Annotated in this window: 10 protein-coding genes and 1 pseudogene; 4 read left to right on the top strand and 7 right to left on the bottom strand. The window is 67.3% G+C overall.

The genetic code is table 11. The annotated features are described in order from the left end of the window. Position 1: 1 nt before the first annotated feature. A complete protein-coding gene (locus G3580_RS16975; protein WP_217424521.1) occupies positions 2-970 on the bottom strand; it encodes a LysR family transcriptional regulator in 969 nt (322 codons plus the stop codon). A 97-nt stretch (positions 971-1,067) separates the two neighbouring features. On the opposite strand from G3580_RS16975, the gene G3580_RS16980 reads away from it, so the two are divergent. Further along, positions 1,068-2,315: an MFS transporter gene (locus G3580_RS16980; protein WP_228720700.1), complete on the top strand. Its 1,248-nt coding sequence runs from the start codon at positions 1,068-1,070 to the stop codon at positions 2,313-2,315. Positions 2,316-2,322: 7 nt separating this feature from the next. On the opposite strand, the pseudogene ypfJ reads toward G3580_RS16980, so the two are convergent. From ypfJ to scpA, 6 genes and pseudogenes are all read right to left on the bottom strand, one after another. Beyond that, positions 2,323-3,188, bottom strand: a pseudogene (gene ypfJ / locus G3580_RS16985) (KPN_02809 family neutral zinc metallopeptidase). Between the two features lie 139 nt (positions 3,189-3,327). Then, positions 3,328-4,704 (bottom strand): KamA family radical SAM protein, encoded by a 1,377-nt coding sequence (locus G3580_RS16990; protein WP_173768867.1) that lies wholly within the window; start codon positions 4,702-4,704, stop codon positions 3,328-3,330. 402 nt (positions 4,705-5,106) lie between these two features. Beyond that, a complete protein-coding gene (accC, locus tag G3580_RS16995; RefSeq protein WP_173767505.1) occupies positions 5,107-7,095 on the bottom strand; it encodes an acetyl-CoA carboxylase biotin carboxylase subunit in 1,989 nt (662 codons plus the stop codon). A 72-nt stretch (positions 7,096-7,167) separates the two neighbouring features. After that, entirely contained in the window at positions 7,168-8,700 is a 1,533-nt protein-coding gene (locus tag G3580_RS17000) for an acyl-CoA carboxylase subunit beta (protein ID WP_173767507.1), read from the bottom strand. Positions 8,701-8,752: 52 nt separating this feature from the next. Continuing rightward, complete coding sequence (meaB, locus tag G3580_RS17005; protein ID WP_173767509.1) at positions 8,753-9,760, bottom strand: methylmalonyl Co-A mutase-associated GTPase MeaB; 1,008 nt, start codon at positions 9,758-9,760, stop codon at positions 8,753-8,755. A 56-nt stretch (positions 9,761-9,816) separates the two neighbouring features. Then, positions 9,817-11,976 (bottom strand): methylmalonyl-CoA mutase, encoded by a 2,160-nt coding sequence (gene scpA, locus G3580_RS17010; RefSeq protein WP_173767511.1) that lies wholly within the window; start codon positions 11,974-11,976, stop codon positions 9,817-9,819. 409 nt (positions 11,977-12,385) lie between these two features. On the opposite strand from scpA, the gene G3580_RS17015 reads away from it, so the two are divergent. The 3 genes from G3580_RS17015 to G3580_RS17025 all read left to right on the top strand — a co-directional run bounded on the left by G3580_RS17015 (position 12,386) and on the right by G3580_RS17025 (position 15,026). Continuing rightward, entirely contained in the window at positions 12,386-13,057 is a 672-nt protein-coding gene (locus G3580_RS17015; protein WP_173767512.1) for a GntR family transcriptional regulator, read from the top strand. Positions 13,058-13,090: 33 nt separating this feature from the next. After that, positions 13,091-13,873 (top strand): enoyl-CoA hydratase/isomerase family protein, encoded by a 783-nt coding sequence (locus G3580_RS17020; protein WP_173767514.1) that lies wholly within the window; start codon positions 13,091-13,093, stop codon positions 13,871-13,873. 67 nt (positions 13,874-13,940) lie between these two features. Beyond that, entirely contained in the window at positions 13,941-15,026 is a 1,086-nt protein-coding gene (locus G3580_RS17025) for a mechanosensitive ion channel family protein (protein ID WP_217424522.1), read from the top strand. Positions 15,027-15,188 lie beyond the last annotated feature (162 nt).

Here is a 15,188-nt window from a genome sequence, read left to right on the forward strand (position 1 = left end):
ATCAGGCGTCGATGACGGCGGGCAGCGCCTCGCGGAACACGTCCACGAAGCAGCGCAGCCGCGCCGGATAGTGCGGCGCGTAGCGATACACCAGGTGCACCGGCAAGGGCTCGGCGCGCCAGTCCGGCACCAGCCGGACCAGACGCCCGGCGGCCAGATCTTCGGCGAACACCCAGGCCGAGCCGATGCACACCCCGAGCCCGGCGAGCGCGGCACTGCGCAGGGCGTACAGGCTGTCGGTGACCAGCCGCGGGGTGAAGTTCAGGGTGCAGGCGCGGCCCGATGGCGCGTGGTGCAAGGTCGCCCGGGTCCGGTAGTAGGTCCCCAGCGAGATCCACGGCAGGGGCCGCAGGTCGTGCGCCGTCTCCAGCGGGGGGCGACCGGCGAGCAAGGCGGGCGCGGCGACCACGATGCGGGGGACTTCGGCCAGACGGATCGACACCAGCTCCGGATCGCTCACCTCACCCACCCGGATCGCGCAGTCGATGCCCGCCCCGATGAAGTTGTCGATGGCCCGGTCGTCATGCAGCAGCCACTCGACGCGCATGCCCGGATAGGCGTTCAGATAGCGCGCCAGCGGTTCGACCAGACGCGCCTGGCCGAAGGCGTGCGGCGCCAACACCCGCAACACCCCTGCGGGCGCCTCGTGCGCGCCCCGCAGTTCGGCCTCGAAGCTGTCCCAGCGGTCGAGCAGCTCGCGAGCGTTCCGGTAGCAGCGCTCACCGTCTTCGGTCAGGCGCATGCGATGGGTGGAGCGTTGCAGCAGGCGCACGCCAAGCGATCGCTCCAGCGCCTTGAGGCGCCGGCTGACGGTGGGCTGGGTGGTTTCCAGTTGCTGCGCGGCGGCCGTGAGACTGCCGGCCTCGACGATGCGTACGAAGGTGTGCATCAGGTCGATGCGCCCCCCCGGACCGGCCGTGTTGGCGGGCACGGCGGAGGCACCGGATACATGCGATCGAATCGGCTTCATACAAAATCCGTATAAACCATCTTCGCGCCAGCATACTACCGACACATCGCGGCGGGGACGACAATCCGAGCCAAGCCCAACCCCCACGGAGCCGGACATGTCCTCGAATTCATCCACCTGCTGCGCGCCCGCCAACGCCGGGGACGTCGACGTGGCCACCCCCGACACCGCGCCGTCCCATCGCCTGGTGCTGATGATGGCCACCGCCACCGGCCTCGGCGTGGCCTGCCTGTATTACGCCCAGCCGCTGCTCGGCGTCCTCACCGCCGACCTGGGGCTGAGCGCCCGCGCGGTCGGCGCCATCCCCACGCTGACGCAGCTGGGCTACGCCCTTGGCATCCTCTTTCTGGCCCCGCTGGGGGATCGCCACGACCGGCGCCTGATCATCCTCGTCAAGGCGATTGCGCTGGTGGTGTCGCTGCTGGCCTTCGGCATGGCCTCGGCGCTGCCCGTGCTGCTGGTGGCCAGCCTGGGCATCGGCCTGGCGGCCACCCTCGCCCAGGACATCGTGCCGGCCGCCGCCACCCTCGCCCACGACCACCAGCGCGGCCGCATCGTCGGCACGGTGATGACCGGGCTGCTGCTGGGCATCCTGCTCTCGCGGGTGTTCAGCGGCCTGATCGCCGAGCAGTTCGGCTGGCGCTCGGTGTTCATGCTCGCCGCGGTGAGCATGGCGGTCACCGGCATCACCATGTGGCGCGCGCTGCCGCACATCGCTCCGACCACGACCCTGCCCTACCGGGCGCTCATGGCCTCGCTCCTCGAGCTGCTGCGCCGGCACCCCGCCCTGCGCACGGCCACCCTGGCGCAGGGGCTGCTCGCCCTGGCGTTCAGCGCCTTCTGGTCCACCCTGGCGGTGATGCTGCACGAGGCGCCCTTCCACCTGGGCAGCGCCGTGGCCGGCGCCTTCGGGCTGGCCGGCGCGGCCGGTGCGCTGATCGCCCCGATCGCCGGCCATCTGGCGGACCGGCGCGGCCCGCAGACGGTGACCCGTGTCGGCACCGCCATCACCGCCGCGTCGTTCGTGCTGATGTCGGCGGGCGCCCTGCTCGCGCCGCACCCGCAGCTGTGGGTGCTGGCGATCGCGACGGTCGGCTTCGATCTCGGCGTCCAGTCCACGCTGATCGCCCACCAGACCATCGTCTACGGCCTCGAGCCCGAAGCGCGCAGCCGGCTCAACGCCATCCTGCTCGGCGGCATGTTCATCGGCATGGCGCTCGGCTCGGCGCTGGGCAGCGTCCTGCTGGGCCTGTGGGGCTGGATCGCGGTGACCGCGATGGCCGCCACCGCCGCCTTCGCCGCCTTCCTCATCCGCCTCGGCGCCGCCCGTCGCGCGGCACGCTGAAGGCGGCTCAGAGGCTGCCCGCGGCGAAGGTATCGCAGCTTTTCAGCGAACCGCTCTCGAGGCCGCGCTTGAACCAGCGCACCCGCTGGGCGGAGCTGCCATGGGTGAAGCTGTCGGGTACCGCGTAGCCCTGGGCCTGCTTCTGCAGGCGGTCGTCACCGATGGCGGCGGCGGCCGTGAGGGCCTCTTCCACGTCGCCGGCTTCGAGCACCTGCCGGGCGCGATCGGCGTGGTGGGCCCAGACACCGGAGAAGCAGTCCGCCTGCAGTTCGAGGCGCACCGACAGCTGGTTGCCCTGCGCTTCGGAGAGGCGCTGGCGGGCCTGCTGCACCTTCTCCGAGATGCCGAGCAGGTGCTGCACGTGATGGCCCACCTCGTGGGCGATCACATAGGCCTGGGCGAAATCGCCCGGCGCCCGGAAGCGGGAACGCAGTTCATCATAGAAGGACAGGTCAATATAGACCTTCTGGTCCTGCGGACAGTAGAACGGGCCCATCGCCGCCTGGCCAAGGCCACAGGCAGTGCGGGTGGCGCCGCTGAACAGCACCAGCCTGGGCTCCACGTAGCGCGCGCCCCCGTTCGCGAAGATGGCGTGCCAGGTGTCTTCGGTGTCGGCCAGCACCATGGAGACGAACCGGGCCTCGGCATCATCGGCCGGCACCGGCCGGCCCGGCGCGTCGGCCACCATGGTGCCGCCGCCGAGACCGCCATTGAGCACGACGCTCGGATCGACGCCAAAGTACATGGCGACCAGGGCCAGCACGATGGTGCCCAGACCGATCTTGCCGCGCCCCAAGCGCATGCCGCCGCCCCGGATCCGGACCCGCGACGATCCTCGACGTTGTCGCTCTCCCGCCCGTTGTCGAATCGCATGGCCTGCCTCCTCAGTCTGACCTGAGCGGATTCTGGCACAGTCACGCGGGCTTGCCGTGGTCGGGATGGCCGTCGCCTTGCATCCCGACACAAAAAAGGCCCGCCGAATCGGCGGGCCCTTGTATGCGCAGGCGCTCGCTCAGGCCTCGGTGGCCGCGGCCAGCTTGCCCTCGCGGATCGCCTCGTACTCGTCCTCGAAGAAGAACTTGGCCTCCCCGAACGCCGGTTCGAGGTGGTTCAGCCAGGTCGCGTCGGGGTTGTACTTGGCGAAGAACGGGCGCTGCACCCAGTCGGGGTTGCGCCCCTGGATGAAGCGCAGCGCGAACACCTTCTCGCCGTTGATCTCGGTCACGCCCTGGATCTCCACCTTGCCCGGGCTGGCGGACATGGACGGACCGCGCGCGGTCCGCGCCAGACCGGACACCCGCTGCATGGCCTGCCGGTAGATCTCCCAGGCGCGCTCGAGAGGCACCTCGAAGTAACCGCGGGCGCCGGTGTCACGCTCGACGAACATGTAATACGGAATGATGCCGAGCTTGACCTGCATCTTCCACATCTTGGCCCACACGTCGGGGTCGTCGTTGATGTGCGCGATCAGCGGTCCCTGGGCACGGATCTGGGCACCGGTGGAACGGATCGAGCGGATCGCCTCGCGGGCCGCCTCGGTGTCGAGTTCCTTCCAGTGGTTGTAGTGCGCCATCACGGCCACATGCTTGCCGGCACGCACCATGCGCTGGAGCAGCTCGATCAGCTCGCCGGCGTCGTCGGCACCGAGGAAGCGATGCGGCCAGAAGGTGAGCGCCTTGGTGCCGATGCGGATGGTCTGGATGTGGTCGAACTCCGGTTCGAGCAGGGGTTCCAGGTAGGCCTTCAGGTGCTTGGTCTTCATCACCATCGGGTCGCCGCCGGTGAACAGCAGGTCGGTGACCTCGGTGTGGCGCTTGAGGTAGTTGTGCAGGGTGCTGGCCTCGGAGGCGGCGATGCGCAACTCCTTGTCGCCCACGAACTGCGCCCAGCGGAAGCAGAAGGTGCAGTAGGCGTGACAGGTCTGCCCCTGGCTGGGGAAGAACAGCACGGTTTCGCGGTACTTGTGCTGGATGCCGTCGAGGCGGTTGCCCTCCTCGTCGCGCGGCATGTTCATTTCCATCTGGTCCGCCGGATGCGGATTGAGCGCGTGGCGCACCTCGTCCACCGCCGCGTTGAGCGTGGCCTTGTCGGCACCCGCTTCGAGCAGGGCGGCGATGCGATCGTAATGCTCCGGCGCGAGCATGCCGCGCTGGGGAAAGGTGAGCTGGAAGATCGGGTCGGCCGGAATATTGGACCAGTCGATCAGCTCGTCGATGACGTATTGATTGACCCGGAAGGGCAGCACGGTCGAGACGACTTTCATCTCGAAGCGCATGGCCTCGGGCAGTGTTTGCAGCGGTTCGATCCGGTCCAGATCGCGCTGCGTGAAGACCTTGAAGGGCACGTTTTCGTAGCCCCCGTCGAGCGCGTGTAACGGCCACTGCTGCATCGGTTTCTGAGCCTGCTGTTGCATCGGCTGTCCTCCTTATCGGCTAAGGCCGCCGCGTTGCGGGCTGCAGGCGGCGTCAGCGATGCCCGCAGGCGATCGATCGCTTGCGTCGGGCATGCTGAATCGGTTGTGGCAGCGCCGGATTGGGTGGCGCTCGAGCTGGCGCGGGCGGCTGCCAAGGAATCGTCGCACCCTTCTTGGCGAGGTGACGACCGGGAGTTAGCCCACCAATGTTATTGCACAAAATCAATTTAGGCAAATTCCGCGCGCCCCTCAGAAGGCTTCAGCGCGCGCCCAGGACGAAAAAAAGCCCGCCGAAGCGGGCTTTACGGAGTTCGACAAGGTCCCGTCACCGCAGCGGCGGGTCTCCCTCCCCATCGACCTCGCAAAGGCTCGACAAGGTCATTCGAACTCGACGATGACCTCGTCCACGCTCAGGCTGGCGCCGGGGCTGGCGAGGACCTTCTTGACCACGCAGTCGGAGTCGGCCTTGAGCACGTTTTCCATCTTCATGGCCTCGATGACCGCCAGCTTCTCGCCGGCCTTCACTTCCTGCCCCTCGGCCACGGCCACCTCGCGCAGCAGGCCCGGCATGGGCGAGAGCAGGAACTTGGACAGATCGGGCGGCAGCTTCTCCGGCATCAGCGCCTGCATGGCGGCGCCGGTCTGGGTATGCACCATGGCTTCCACCTGCAGGCCGAAGTGCGAGATGAGGAACTTGAGGTTGCGCCGCTCGATCTGCAGGCAGATCGGCTCGCCATTGACCGTGCCGGTAAAGAGCAGGTCGCGGAAGCTCCAGTCGGAGACGATCTCGTAGACCTTGTCGGCCTGGGTGATGCGCATGCCGCCCGGGACGGGATCGACCGACACCGGGTATTGCGCGCCGCCCATCATGACCACGAGGTCGTGCACCACCCGGCGGCCATGGCCGGGCATCTGGCCGTCGATCTGCACCGCGCGGCCGATGTAGCGCATGCGCGCGAAGGTGGCGACCGCTGCGAGCAGCGCGGGATCGTCGTGCGGCACCATGGAGGCATCGAAGCCGTCCGGATACTCTTCGGCGATAAAGCCGGTGTTGAAGTTGCCCGAGCAGAAACGGGGGTGTTGCAGCAGCGCGGCCTGGAACGGGATGTTCGAGCTGATGCCGCGGATCACGAAGCCGTTGAGGGCGTCGCGCATGCGGCGGATGGCGTCGGCGCGGTCGGCCCCGTGCACGATGAGCTTGGCGATCATCGAATCGTAGAACATGGAGATCTCGCCGCCCTCGAACACGCCGGTGTCCACCCGCACGCCGTCGCCTTCGGCCGGCGCCTGGAATTTCACCAGGCGGCCGGTGGAGGGCAGGAAGCCGCGGAACGGATCTTCGGCGTTGATGCGGCACTCCATGGACCACCCATCGATCTTCACGTCGTCCTGGGTCAGCGGCAGCGTCTCGCCGTAGGCGACGCGGATCATCTGCTCGACCAGGTCGAGGCCGGTAATCAGTTCGGTGACCGGGTGTTCCACCTGCAGCCGGGTGTTCATCTCCAGGAAGTAGAACTCCTTGGTGGCGCCGGACACCACGAATTCCACCGTGCCGGCGGATTCATAGTTCACGGCACGGGCCAGGGCCACGGCCTGCTCGCCCATGGCCTTGCGCATCTCGGGATCGACGAAGGGGCTGGGGGCCTCTTCGATCACCTTCTGGTGGCGGCGCTGGATCGAGCAGTCGCGCTCGTTCAGATACACGTAGTTGCCGTGCGCATCGCCCAGCACCTGGATCTCGATGTGGCGCGGTTCGAGCACGTATTTCTCGATGAACACGCGGTCGTCGCCGAAGGAGTTGCGCGCTTCGTTCACGCAGGACGAGAAGCCTTCGTGGGCCTCCTTGTCGTTGAAGGCCACGCGCAGGCCCTTGCCGCCACCGCCGGCCGAGGCCTTGATCATCACCGGGTAGCCGATCTTCTTCGCGATCTCGACGGCCTCGTCGGGCCCCGAAATGGCGTCGTTGTGGCCCGGAATGGTGTTGACCCCGGCGTCGATGGCGAGCTTCTTGGACTCGATCTTGTCGCCCATCCTGGCCACGGAATAGTGCTTGGGCCCGATGAACTTCATGCCTTCTTCTTCCAGGCGGCGCGAGAACTCGGCGTTCTCCGACAGGAAGCCGTAGCCGGGGTGCACCGCCTCGGCGCCGGTCTGCTTGCAGGCGGCGATGATCTTGTCGATGACCAGGTAGGACTGGGCCGACGGGGCCGGCCCGATGCACACGGCCTCGTCGGCCATGTCCACGAACAGCGCATCCTTGTCGGCCTCGGAATGCACGGCCACGGTGGCGATGCCCATCTTGCGGGCGGTCTTGATCACCCGGCAGGCGATTTCCCCCCGGTTCGCGATCAGAATCTTCTTGAACATATTCAAATTTCCTCCGGTGCAGCGGGCGACCTTGCCGCACCGCATCACCAATGACTAATCACGAATCACCGATTACAGGGGAATGTTGCCGTGTTTGCGCCAGGGGTTCTCGACCTCCTTGTCGCGCAGCATGGCCAGCGAGCGGCACACGCGCTTGCGGGTCTCGTGCGGCATGATCACGTCGTCGATGAAGCCGCGGGCACCGGCCACGAACGGGTTGGCGAACTTGGCCTTGTATTCGGCCTCGCGTCCGGCGATTTTTTCCGGGTCGTTCTTCTCTTCGCGGAAGATGATCTCCACGGCCCCCTTCGGGCCCATCACCGCGATCTCGGCGGTCGGCCAGGCGAAGTTCACGTCGCCGCGCAGGTGCTTGGAACTCATCACGTCGTAGGCACCGCCATAGGCCTTGCGGGTGATGATGGTGACCTTGGGCACGGTGCACTCGGCGTAGGCGTAGAGCAGCTTGGCGCCGTGCTTGATGATGCCGCCGTATTCCTGGCTGGTGCCCGGCATGAAGCCCGGCACGTCCACCAGGGTGACCACGGGAATGTTGAAGGCGTCGCAGAAACGCACGAAGCGCGCGGCCTTGATGGAACTCTTGATGTCCAGGCAACCGGCCAGCACCAGCGGCTGGTTGGCGACGATGCCCACCGGCGAGCCTTCCATGCGGGCGAAGCCGATGATGATGTTCTTGGCGTGATCGGGCTGCAGCTCGAAGAATTCGCCGTCATCGACCATCTTGATGATGGCTTCCTTCATGTCGTAGGGCTGGTTGGCGTTGCCCGGCACCAGGGTGTCGAGAGACATGTCGAGGCGATCGGCCGGATCCTCGCAGGGCACCACCGGCGGCTTCTCGCGGTTGCTCGAGGGGATGTAGCTCATCATGCGACGGATGACCATGAGCGCTTCGACGTCGTTCTCGAAGGCCAGGTCGGCGACGCCGGACTTGGTGGTGTGGGTGACGGCACCGCCCAGTTCCTCGGCGGTCACCTCCTCGTGGGTCACCGTCTTCACCACCTCGGGGCCGGTCACGAACATGTAGGAGGAGTCCTTCACCATGCAGATGAAGTCGGTCATGGCCGGGCTGTACACCGCACCGCCGGCGCAGGGCCCCATGATCAGGGAGATCTGCGGCACCACGCCGGAGGCCATCACGTTGCGCTGGAACACGTCGGCGTAACCGCCCAGGGACGCCACGCCCTCCTGGATGCGGGCGCCTCCCGAATCGTTCAGGCCGATCACCGGCGCGCCGACCTTCATGGCCTGGTCCATGACCTTGCAGATCTTCTCGGCGTGGGTCTCGGAGAGCGAGCCGCCGAACACCGTGAAGTCCTGCGAGAACACGAACACCAGCCGACCGTTGATGGTGCCGTAGCCGGTCACCACGCCGTCGCCCGGCACATGGCTCTGCTCCATGCCGAAATCCGTGCAGCGGTGCTCCTTGAACATGTCCCACTCTTCGAAGCTGCCGTCGTCGAGCAGCAGTTCGATGCGCTCGCGCGCCGTGAGCTTGCCCTTGGCGTGCTGCGAATCGATGCGCTTCTGGCCGCCCCCCAGGCGGGCCTTCTCGCGCTTCTCCTCCAGTTGGCGGATGATTTCTTGCATGGTTTTCTCCGTCTAGGAAATCTTCACCCGGCCGGGAACGACGTCCGCGGCCTCAGTGCTCTTCACTCAGATACTTCAACAGCCGGTGCGCGGCGGCCGCCGGCGTCGTGTGCCCGTCCGCCACCGCCTGCTGCAGGCCGGGCAGTTCGTGCTTGACCGAGGTGTTCTCGCGGAAGCGCTCGCGCAGCCCGGCATCGATCAGTTCCCACATCCACGCCTGGGCCTGATCGCGGCGCTTGCTCTCGAACTCGCCCGAGGCCTGCATGGTCTCGCGATAGCGCGTGATCTCGCCCCAGAACTGCGCGATGCCGTCCTGCTTCAGCGCCGACAGCGTCAGCACCGGCGGCACCCAGTTGGGCGAGCTGTGCCGCAGCATCGCCAGCGCCGATTTGATCTGGCTCTTGGCCAGCATGGCCAGGCGCGGATCGATGTCGGCCTTGTTCACCACGATCAGGTCGGCCAGCTCCATGATCCCCTTCTTGATCGCCTGCAGATCGTCGCCCGCGTTGGGCAGCTGCAGCAGGCAGAAGATGTCGGTCATGCCGGCGACGGCGGTCTCGGACTGGCCCACACCCACGGTCTCGACGATGATCACGTCGAAGCCGGCCGCCTCGCACACCAGCAGGGTCTCGCGGGTCTTGCTGGCCACCCCGCCGAGGCTGCCCGCCGACGGACTGGGACGGATGAACGCGTTCGTGTTCTGCGACAGCCGCTCCATGCGCGTCTTGTCGCCGAGGATGGAGCCGCCGGTCACCGAGGAGGACGGATCGACCGCCAGCACCGCCACCCGCAGCCCCTGCTCGATCAGATACAGGCCCAGCGCCTCGATGAAGGTGGACTTGCCCACCCCCGGCACCCCCGAGATCCCCACCCGCATGGCGCCGCCGGTGTGCGGCAGCAGCGCCTCGAGCACCCGGCGGGCGCGGGCGCGGTGGTCCGGGCGCAGCGATTCGATGAGGGTGATGGTGCGCGCCAGCGGGCGCAGCTGGCGCGCCAGCACGCCGTCGACCAGCAACTGGTCGGTGGCGGGCAGTTCGAGGGGCGTGTGCGGCGTGTTCATGGCATTGCAACGGCTGACAGGCACGCCGGGCGGCGTGCCGTTGTCATCCTAGCCGATCAGGCCGCCTTGCGTGCTTCGCGGATGGCGGCAAGCACCTCGCGCGCCGCCTTCGGGATCGGCGTGCCCGGCCCGAAGATGCCCTTGGTGCCGGCCTGGACGAGCATGTCGTAGTCCTGTGCCGGGATGACGCCGCCCACGAACACGATGATGTCGTCGGCGCCCTGTGCCTCGAGGTGCTTGATGACTTCGGGCACCAGGGTCTTGTGCCCGGCGGCAAGGCTGGAGCAGCCGACCGCATGCACATCGTTCTCGACCGCATGACGTGCGGCCTCTTCAGGGGTCTGGAAGAGCGGGCCGATGTCGATGTCGAAGCCCAGGTCGGCGAAGGCCGAGGCCACCACCTTGGCGCCGCGGTCGTGGCCGTCCTGGCCGAGCTTGGCGATCATGATGCGCGGGCGGCGGCCTTCTTCGGCGATGAAGGCGTCGATGTCGGCCTTGAGGGTCTTCCAGTCTTCGGTGTCTTCCACGACCGCAGCATACACGCCGGACACGGCCTGCGGATTGGCCCGGTAGCGGCCCCATTCGGATTCGAGCGCATCGGACACCTCGCCCACGGTGGCGCGCAGGCGGATGGCCTTGATGGCCAGGTCCAGCAGATTGCCTTCGCCGGTCTTGGCACACCGGGTCAGCGCCGCCAGGGCGGCATCGACGGCGGCCTGATCGCGGGTCTCGCGGATGGTGTTGATACGGGCGATCTGGGATTCACGCACCGCATGGTTGTCGATGTCGAGGATCTCGATCGGATCTTCCTTGGCGAGCTTGTACTTGTTCACGCCAACGATCACGTCCTTGCCCGAGTCGATGCGCGCCTGCTTCTCGGCGGCACACTCCTCGACCTTCATCTTCGCCCAGCCGGACTCGACGGCCTTGGTCATGCCGCCCATTGCCTCGATTTCCTCGATCAGCGCCCAGGCGGTGTCGGCCATGTCCTGGGTGAGCTTTTCCATCATGTAGGAACCGGCCCAGGGGTCGACCACGCTGGTGATGTGCGTCTCTTCCTGGATGACGATCTGGGTGTTGCGGGCAATGCGGGCCGAGAACTCGGTCGGCAGCGCGATGGCCTCGTCCAAGGCGTTGGTGTGCAGTGACTGGGTGCCGCCGAACACGGCCGCCATGGCCTCGATGGTGGTGCGGATCACGTTGTTGTACGGATCCTGCTCGGTGAGCGACCAGCCCGAGGTCTGCGAGTGGGTACGCAGCATCATGGATTTGGGCGACTTCGGGTTGAACTGCTTCATGATCCGCCACCACAGCAGACGCGCCGCGCGCATCTTGGCGATCTCCAGATAGAAGTTCATGCCCACCGCCCAGAAGAAGGACAGGCGGCCGGCGAAGGTGTCCACATCCATGCCGGCGGCGATGCCGGTGCGCACGTACTCGAGGCCGTCGGCCAGCGTGAACGCCAGCTCGATGGCCTGGTTGGCGCCCGCCTCCTGGATGTGATAGCCGGAGATGGAGATCGAGTTGAAGCGCGGCATGTGCGTCGAGGTGTACTCGAAGATGTCCGCGATGATCTTCATCGAGGGCTCGGGCGGATAGATATAGGTGTTGCGGACCATGAACTCCTTGAGGATGTCGTTCTGAATGGTCCCGGAGAGTTTCTCCTGGCTCACGCCCTGCTCTTCTGCCGCCACCACGTAGCCGGCCAGGATCGGCAGCACCGCGCCGTTCATGGTCATGGACACCGAGATCTTGTCGAGCGGGATGCCGTCGAACAGGATCTTCATGTCCTCGACCGAGTCGATGGCCACGCCGGCCTTGCCCACGTCACCGGTCACGCGGGGATTGTCGGAGTCGTAGCCGCGGTGGGTGGCCAGATCGAAGGCCACGGACACGCCCTGCCCGCCCGCGGCCAGCGCCTTGCGGTAGAAGGCGTTGGAGGCCTCGGCGGTGGAGAAGCCGGCGTACTGGCGGATGGTCCATGGCCGCCCGGCGTACATGGTCGCCTGCGGGCCGCGCAGGAAGGGCTCGAAGCCCGGCAGCGTATTGGCGTAGGGCAGGTCCCGGGTGTCCTCGGCCGTATACAGCGGCTTGACGGTGATGCCCTCGGGCGTCACCCAGTTGTAGGCCGCGGGGTCGTTGCCCGGCGCGTGTCTGGCTGCCGCCTTCTCCCAATCCGCGAGCGTCACCTGGGGCAATTCGGGGGCCTTGGACATCGTTTCCTCTCTTCGTAGCACGGCGGGCGCCGCCCCGTCACCGCAGGCGGCCCGCAACTGAAACAGGCCCGACCGTGGCCCGGGACACCCCGGGCCACCGCGTCGAGACGCGATCCTTTCTTGTTATAGCGACGACTGGGCCGCCCGCAACACCTGTGCGGGCGGCCGTCGGCGCTCCATGCGAGGTCCCTCCCTCTCCACGAACACCCTCGTGTGGCGTTCGCGCCCTTCGATTCTCGGACAGCGCACGGAAACTTGACTTGTCGAGGTGCGGATAATACTTTATCCATAATTATGAATGCAAGAGACCCCGGACTCGCGCTATCATCCGCTCTTGCATGCGGCCCGGCCGGCCCTCCACGGCCCCACCGGCCCCACCGGCCCCGACCTTCAGGAGATCACGCAGACAATGAACGCATCCCGCATCGCACCGCTGGCGCTCTACCAGGAAGTGGCCGAACGATTGCGCGAGCGCATTTTCTCCCATGAGCTCAAGCCCGGCGCCTGGGTCGACGAACAGGCCATCGCCGAGCAGTACGGCATCTCCCGCACACCGCTGCGCGAGGCCCTCAAGGTGCTCGCCTCCGAGGGGCTGGTCACGCTCAAGCCGCGCCGCGGCTGCTACGTGACCGAAATTTCCGAACGCGATCTGGACGAGATCTTCACCGTCATCGCATTGCTCGAAGGCCAGTGCGCGCGCGAGGCCACCACCCGCGCCCGGGACGCCGACCTGGCGCGCTTCAAGCAATTGCACGACGCCCTCGAATCGGCGGCGGCACGCAACGACATCAACGGCTTCTTCGAGGCCAACCAGGCCTTCCACCAGCAGGTTCAGGCCGTCGCCGACAATCGCTGGCTGCAGCAGGTGATCGAGGACCTGCGCAAGGTCATCAAGCTCTCGCGCCACCATTCGCTGTTCAGCGAAGGCCGCCTCGAGCAGTCGCTCGCCGAACACCGCGACATCCTCAAGGCCATGCTGGCGCGCGACGCCGACGGCGCCGAACAGGCCATGCGCACCCACATCCGCAGCGGTCGCCGGGCGCTCGCCCGTATCGCCGCCGCCCGGACCGAAGCGGCCTGAGCCGCCGCGGCCACAATCCTCGATACCCGCGCCATGGCCGGACACGTACAGCTGCGATGTGACGACGCCGTCGCCACCATCACCCTGGACAACCCGGGCAAGCTCAACGCCATCGACTCGGCCATGTGGCAGGCGCTCCATGCGCATGTGCAGGCCGTGTCGGACGACGACACCGTCCGCTGCGTGATCCTGCGCGGTGCCGGCGACGACGCCTTCGCCGCCGGCGGCGACATCGAGGAATTCCTCAGCGTGCGCGCCACCGTGGACGACGCGCTGCACTACCACGAAGCCTGGGTCGCCACCGCGCTGGACGCCATCCGCCAGTGCCCGGTGCCCACCATCGCCGCCATTCGCGGCGCCTGCGTCGGCGGCGGGCTGGAGATCGCCGGCTGTTGTGACCTGCGCATCGCCGGGCGCGGCAGCCGCTTCGGCGCCCCCATCAACAAGCTCGGTTTTTCCATGTATCCGCGCGAGATGGCGGGCCTGCTTGAGGTGGTCGGCCCCGCGGTGGTGCTGGAAATCCTGCTCGAGGGGCGTATCCTGAACGCCGACGAAGCCCTCTCCAAGGGCCTGCTGACCCGCCTGGTCGACGACGACGCGGTCTTCGACGAGGCCCTGGCCTCGGCACGGCGCATCTGCGCCGGCGCGCCCCTGGTGGCCCGCTGGCACAAGCACTGGGTGCACCGGCTCATGCATGACACCCCCCTGTCGGAGGCGGAGAAACGCGCCGCCTTCGACTTCCTCGCCACCGAGGACTACCAGGAGGGCATGGCCGCCTTCTTCGACAAGCGCAAACCGCGCTTCAAGGGGCGCTGAGGGCCGGCGCGGCGGAACCTGGCGGGCGGGATTCGTTCCCATCTGAAACCGGCAACCGTTCCCCGAGATGAAAACCCTCACCGACCTGCTCGACCACAACACCTTCGAAACCCTGGCGATGGCCGCCGCCATCGTCGCTCTCAGCTTCTTCGTGCTCGTGAGCCTGCGCGGCCTCGTGCGCTCGCGCCTGCGCCGCCTGGCCGAACGCACCGCCCTGGGCTGGGACGACCTGCTGGTCGATGTGCTCGGGCAGACCCAGACCTGGGTGCTCGCCCTGGTGTCGCTGATGCTCGGGCTGCAGAGCCTGGCCCTGTCCGAACCGGTGACCACGCGCCTCGGGCAGGCGGTGATGGCGCTGATCTTCCTCCAGCTCGGGCTGTGGACCAGCCACGGCGTCGGCCTCGTCCTGCGCCGGCGCATCGAGGCGCGCGAAGCGAGCGACGACGGCGCCAGCGCCACCGCCCTGGCGGTGGCCGGCTTCATCATCCGCCTCACCCTGTGGTCCATCGTGCTCATCCTGGTGCTGGACCAGTTCGGCTTCAACGTCACCACCCTGGTCGCCTCCCTGGGGGTGGGCGGCGTGGCCGTCGCGCTGGCGGTGCAGAACATCCTCGGCGACCTGTTCGCCTCGCTCTCCATCGCCCTCGACAAGCCCTTCGTGATCGGCGACTTCATCGTCGTCGGCGAGGTGGTGGGCACGGTCGAGCACGTGGGCCTCAAGACCACCCGCATCCGCGCCCTGTCGGGCGAGCAGATCGTGGTGGCCAACGGCGACCTGCTGGGCAGCCGCATCCACAACTACAAGCGCCTGCAGGAGCGCCGGGTGGTGTTCCACTTCGGCGTGCTCTACGACACCCCGGCGGACACCCTGGCGAACATTCCCGCCCTGGTGCGCGAGATCGTCGAGCAGACCGAGGACACCCGCTTCGACCGCGCCCATTTCCAGAGTTTCGGCGCCTCGTCGCTGGACTTCGAGGTGGTGTACTACGTGCTCACCGCCGACTACCTGCGCTACATGGACGTGCAACAGGAGATCAACCTGGCCCTCGTGCGCCGCTTTGCCGACCGCGACATCGGCTTCGCCTTCCCGACACAGACGGTCCATCTGGCGAGCGTGCCCGAGCGCCTCGCGGGCACCACCCCATCGGCATAACGGCGCAGCCACACCCCTCATTCCAGCATCATGACATGAGCCTTTCGGACTACGGCGCCGTCATGTGAACGACATCTTGGCATCACCGATGTGTCACCGGCGCTTGCTAGCGTGTCTCCGCCCCAATGCCCGCACCCCGACGTGCGGTTCGCATGCTCATCC

Origin of the sequence: Nitrogeniibacter mangrovi (assembly GCF_010983895.1) — a bacterium.
GTDB classification, from domain to species: Bacteria; Pseudomonadota; Gammaproteobacteria; order Burkholderiales; family Rhodocyclaceae; genus Nitrogeniibacter; species Nitrogeniibacter mangrovi.

What these genes read in the sequence shown, in the direction of transcription:
- G3580_RS17025 (WP_217424522.1), top strand. Translation starts at nt 13,941, where the DNA reads ATGAAAACCCTCACCGACCTGCTCGACCACAACACCTTCGAAACCCTG.
- accC (WP_173767505.1), bottom strand. Translation starts at nt 7,095, where the DNA reads ATGTTCAAGAAGATTCTGATCGCGAACCGGGGGGAAATCGCCTGCCGG.
- scpA (WP_173767511.1), bottom strand. Translation starts at nt 11,976, where the DNA reads ATGTCCAAGGCCCCCGAATTGCCCCAGGTGACGCTCGCGGATTGGGAG.
- G3580_RS16990 (WP_173768867.1), bottom strand. Translation starts at nt 4,704, where the DNA reads ATGCAGCAGTGGCCGTTACACGCGCTCGACGGGGGCTACGAAAACGTG.
- G3580_RS17000 (WP_173767507.1), bottom strand. Translation starts at nt 8,700, where the DNA reads ATGCAAGAAATCATCCGCCAACTGGAGGAGAAGCGCGAGAAGGCCCGC.
- G3580_RS16975 (WP_217424521.1), bottom strand. Translation starts at nt 970, where the DNA reads ATGAAGCCGATTCGATCGCATGTATCCGGTGCCTCCGCCGTGCCCGCC.
- G3580_RS16980 (WP_228720700.1), top strand. Translation starts at nt 1,068, where the DNA reads ATGTCCTCGAATTCATCCACCTGCTGCGCGCCCGCCAACGCCGGGGAC.
- meaB (WP_173767509.1), bottom strand. Translation starts at nt 9,760, where the DNA reads ATGAACACGCCGCACACGCCCCTCGAACTGCCCGCCACCGACCAGTTG.
- G3580_RS17015 (WP_173767512.1), top strand. Translation starts at nt 12,386, where the DNA reads ATGAACGCATCCCGCATCGCACCGCTGGCGCTCTACCAGGAAGTGGCC.
- G3580_RS17020 (WP_173767514.1), top strand. Translation starts at nt 13,091, where the DNA reads ATGGCCGGACACGTACAGCTGCGATGTGACGACGCCGTCGCCACCATC.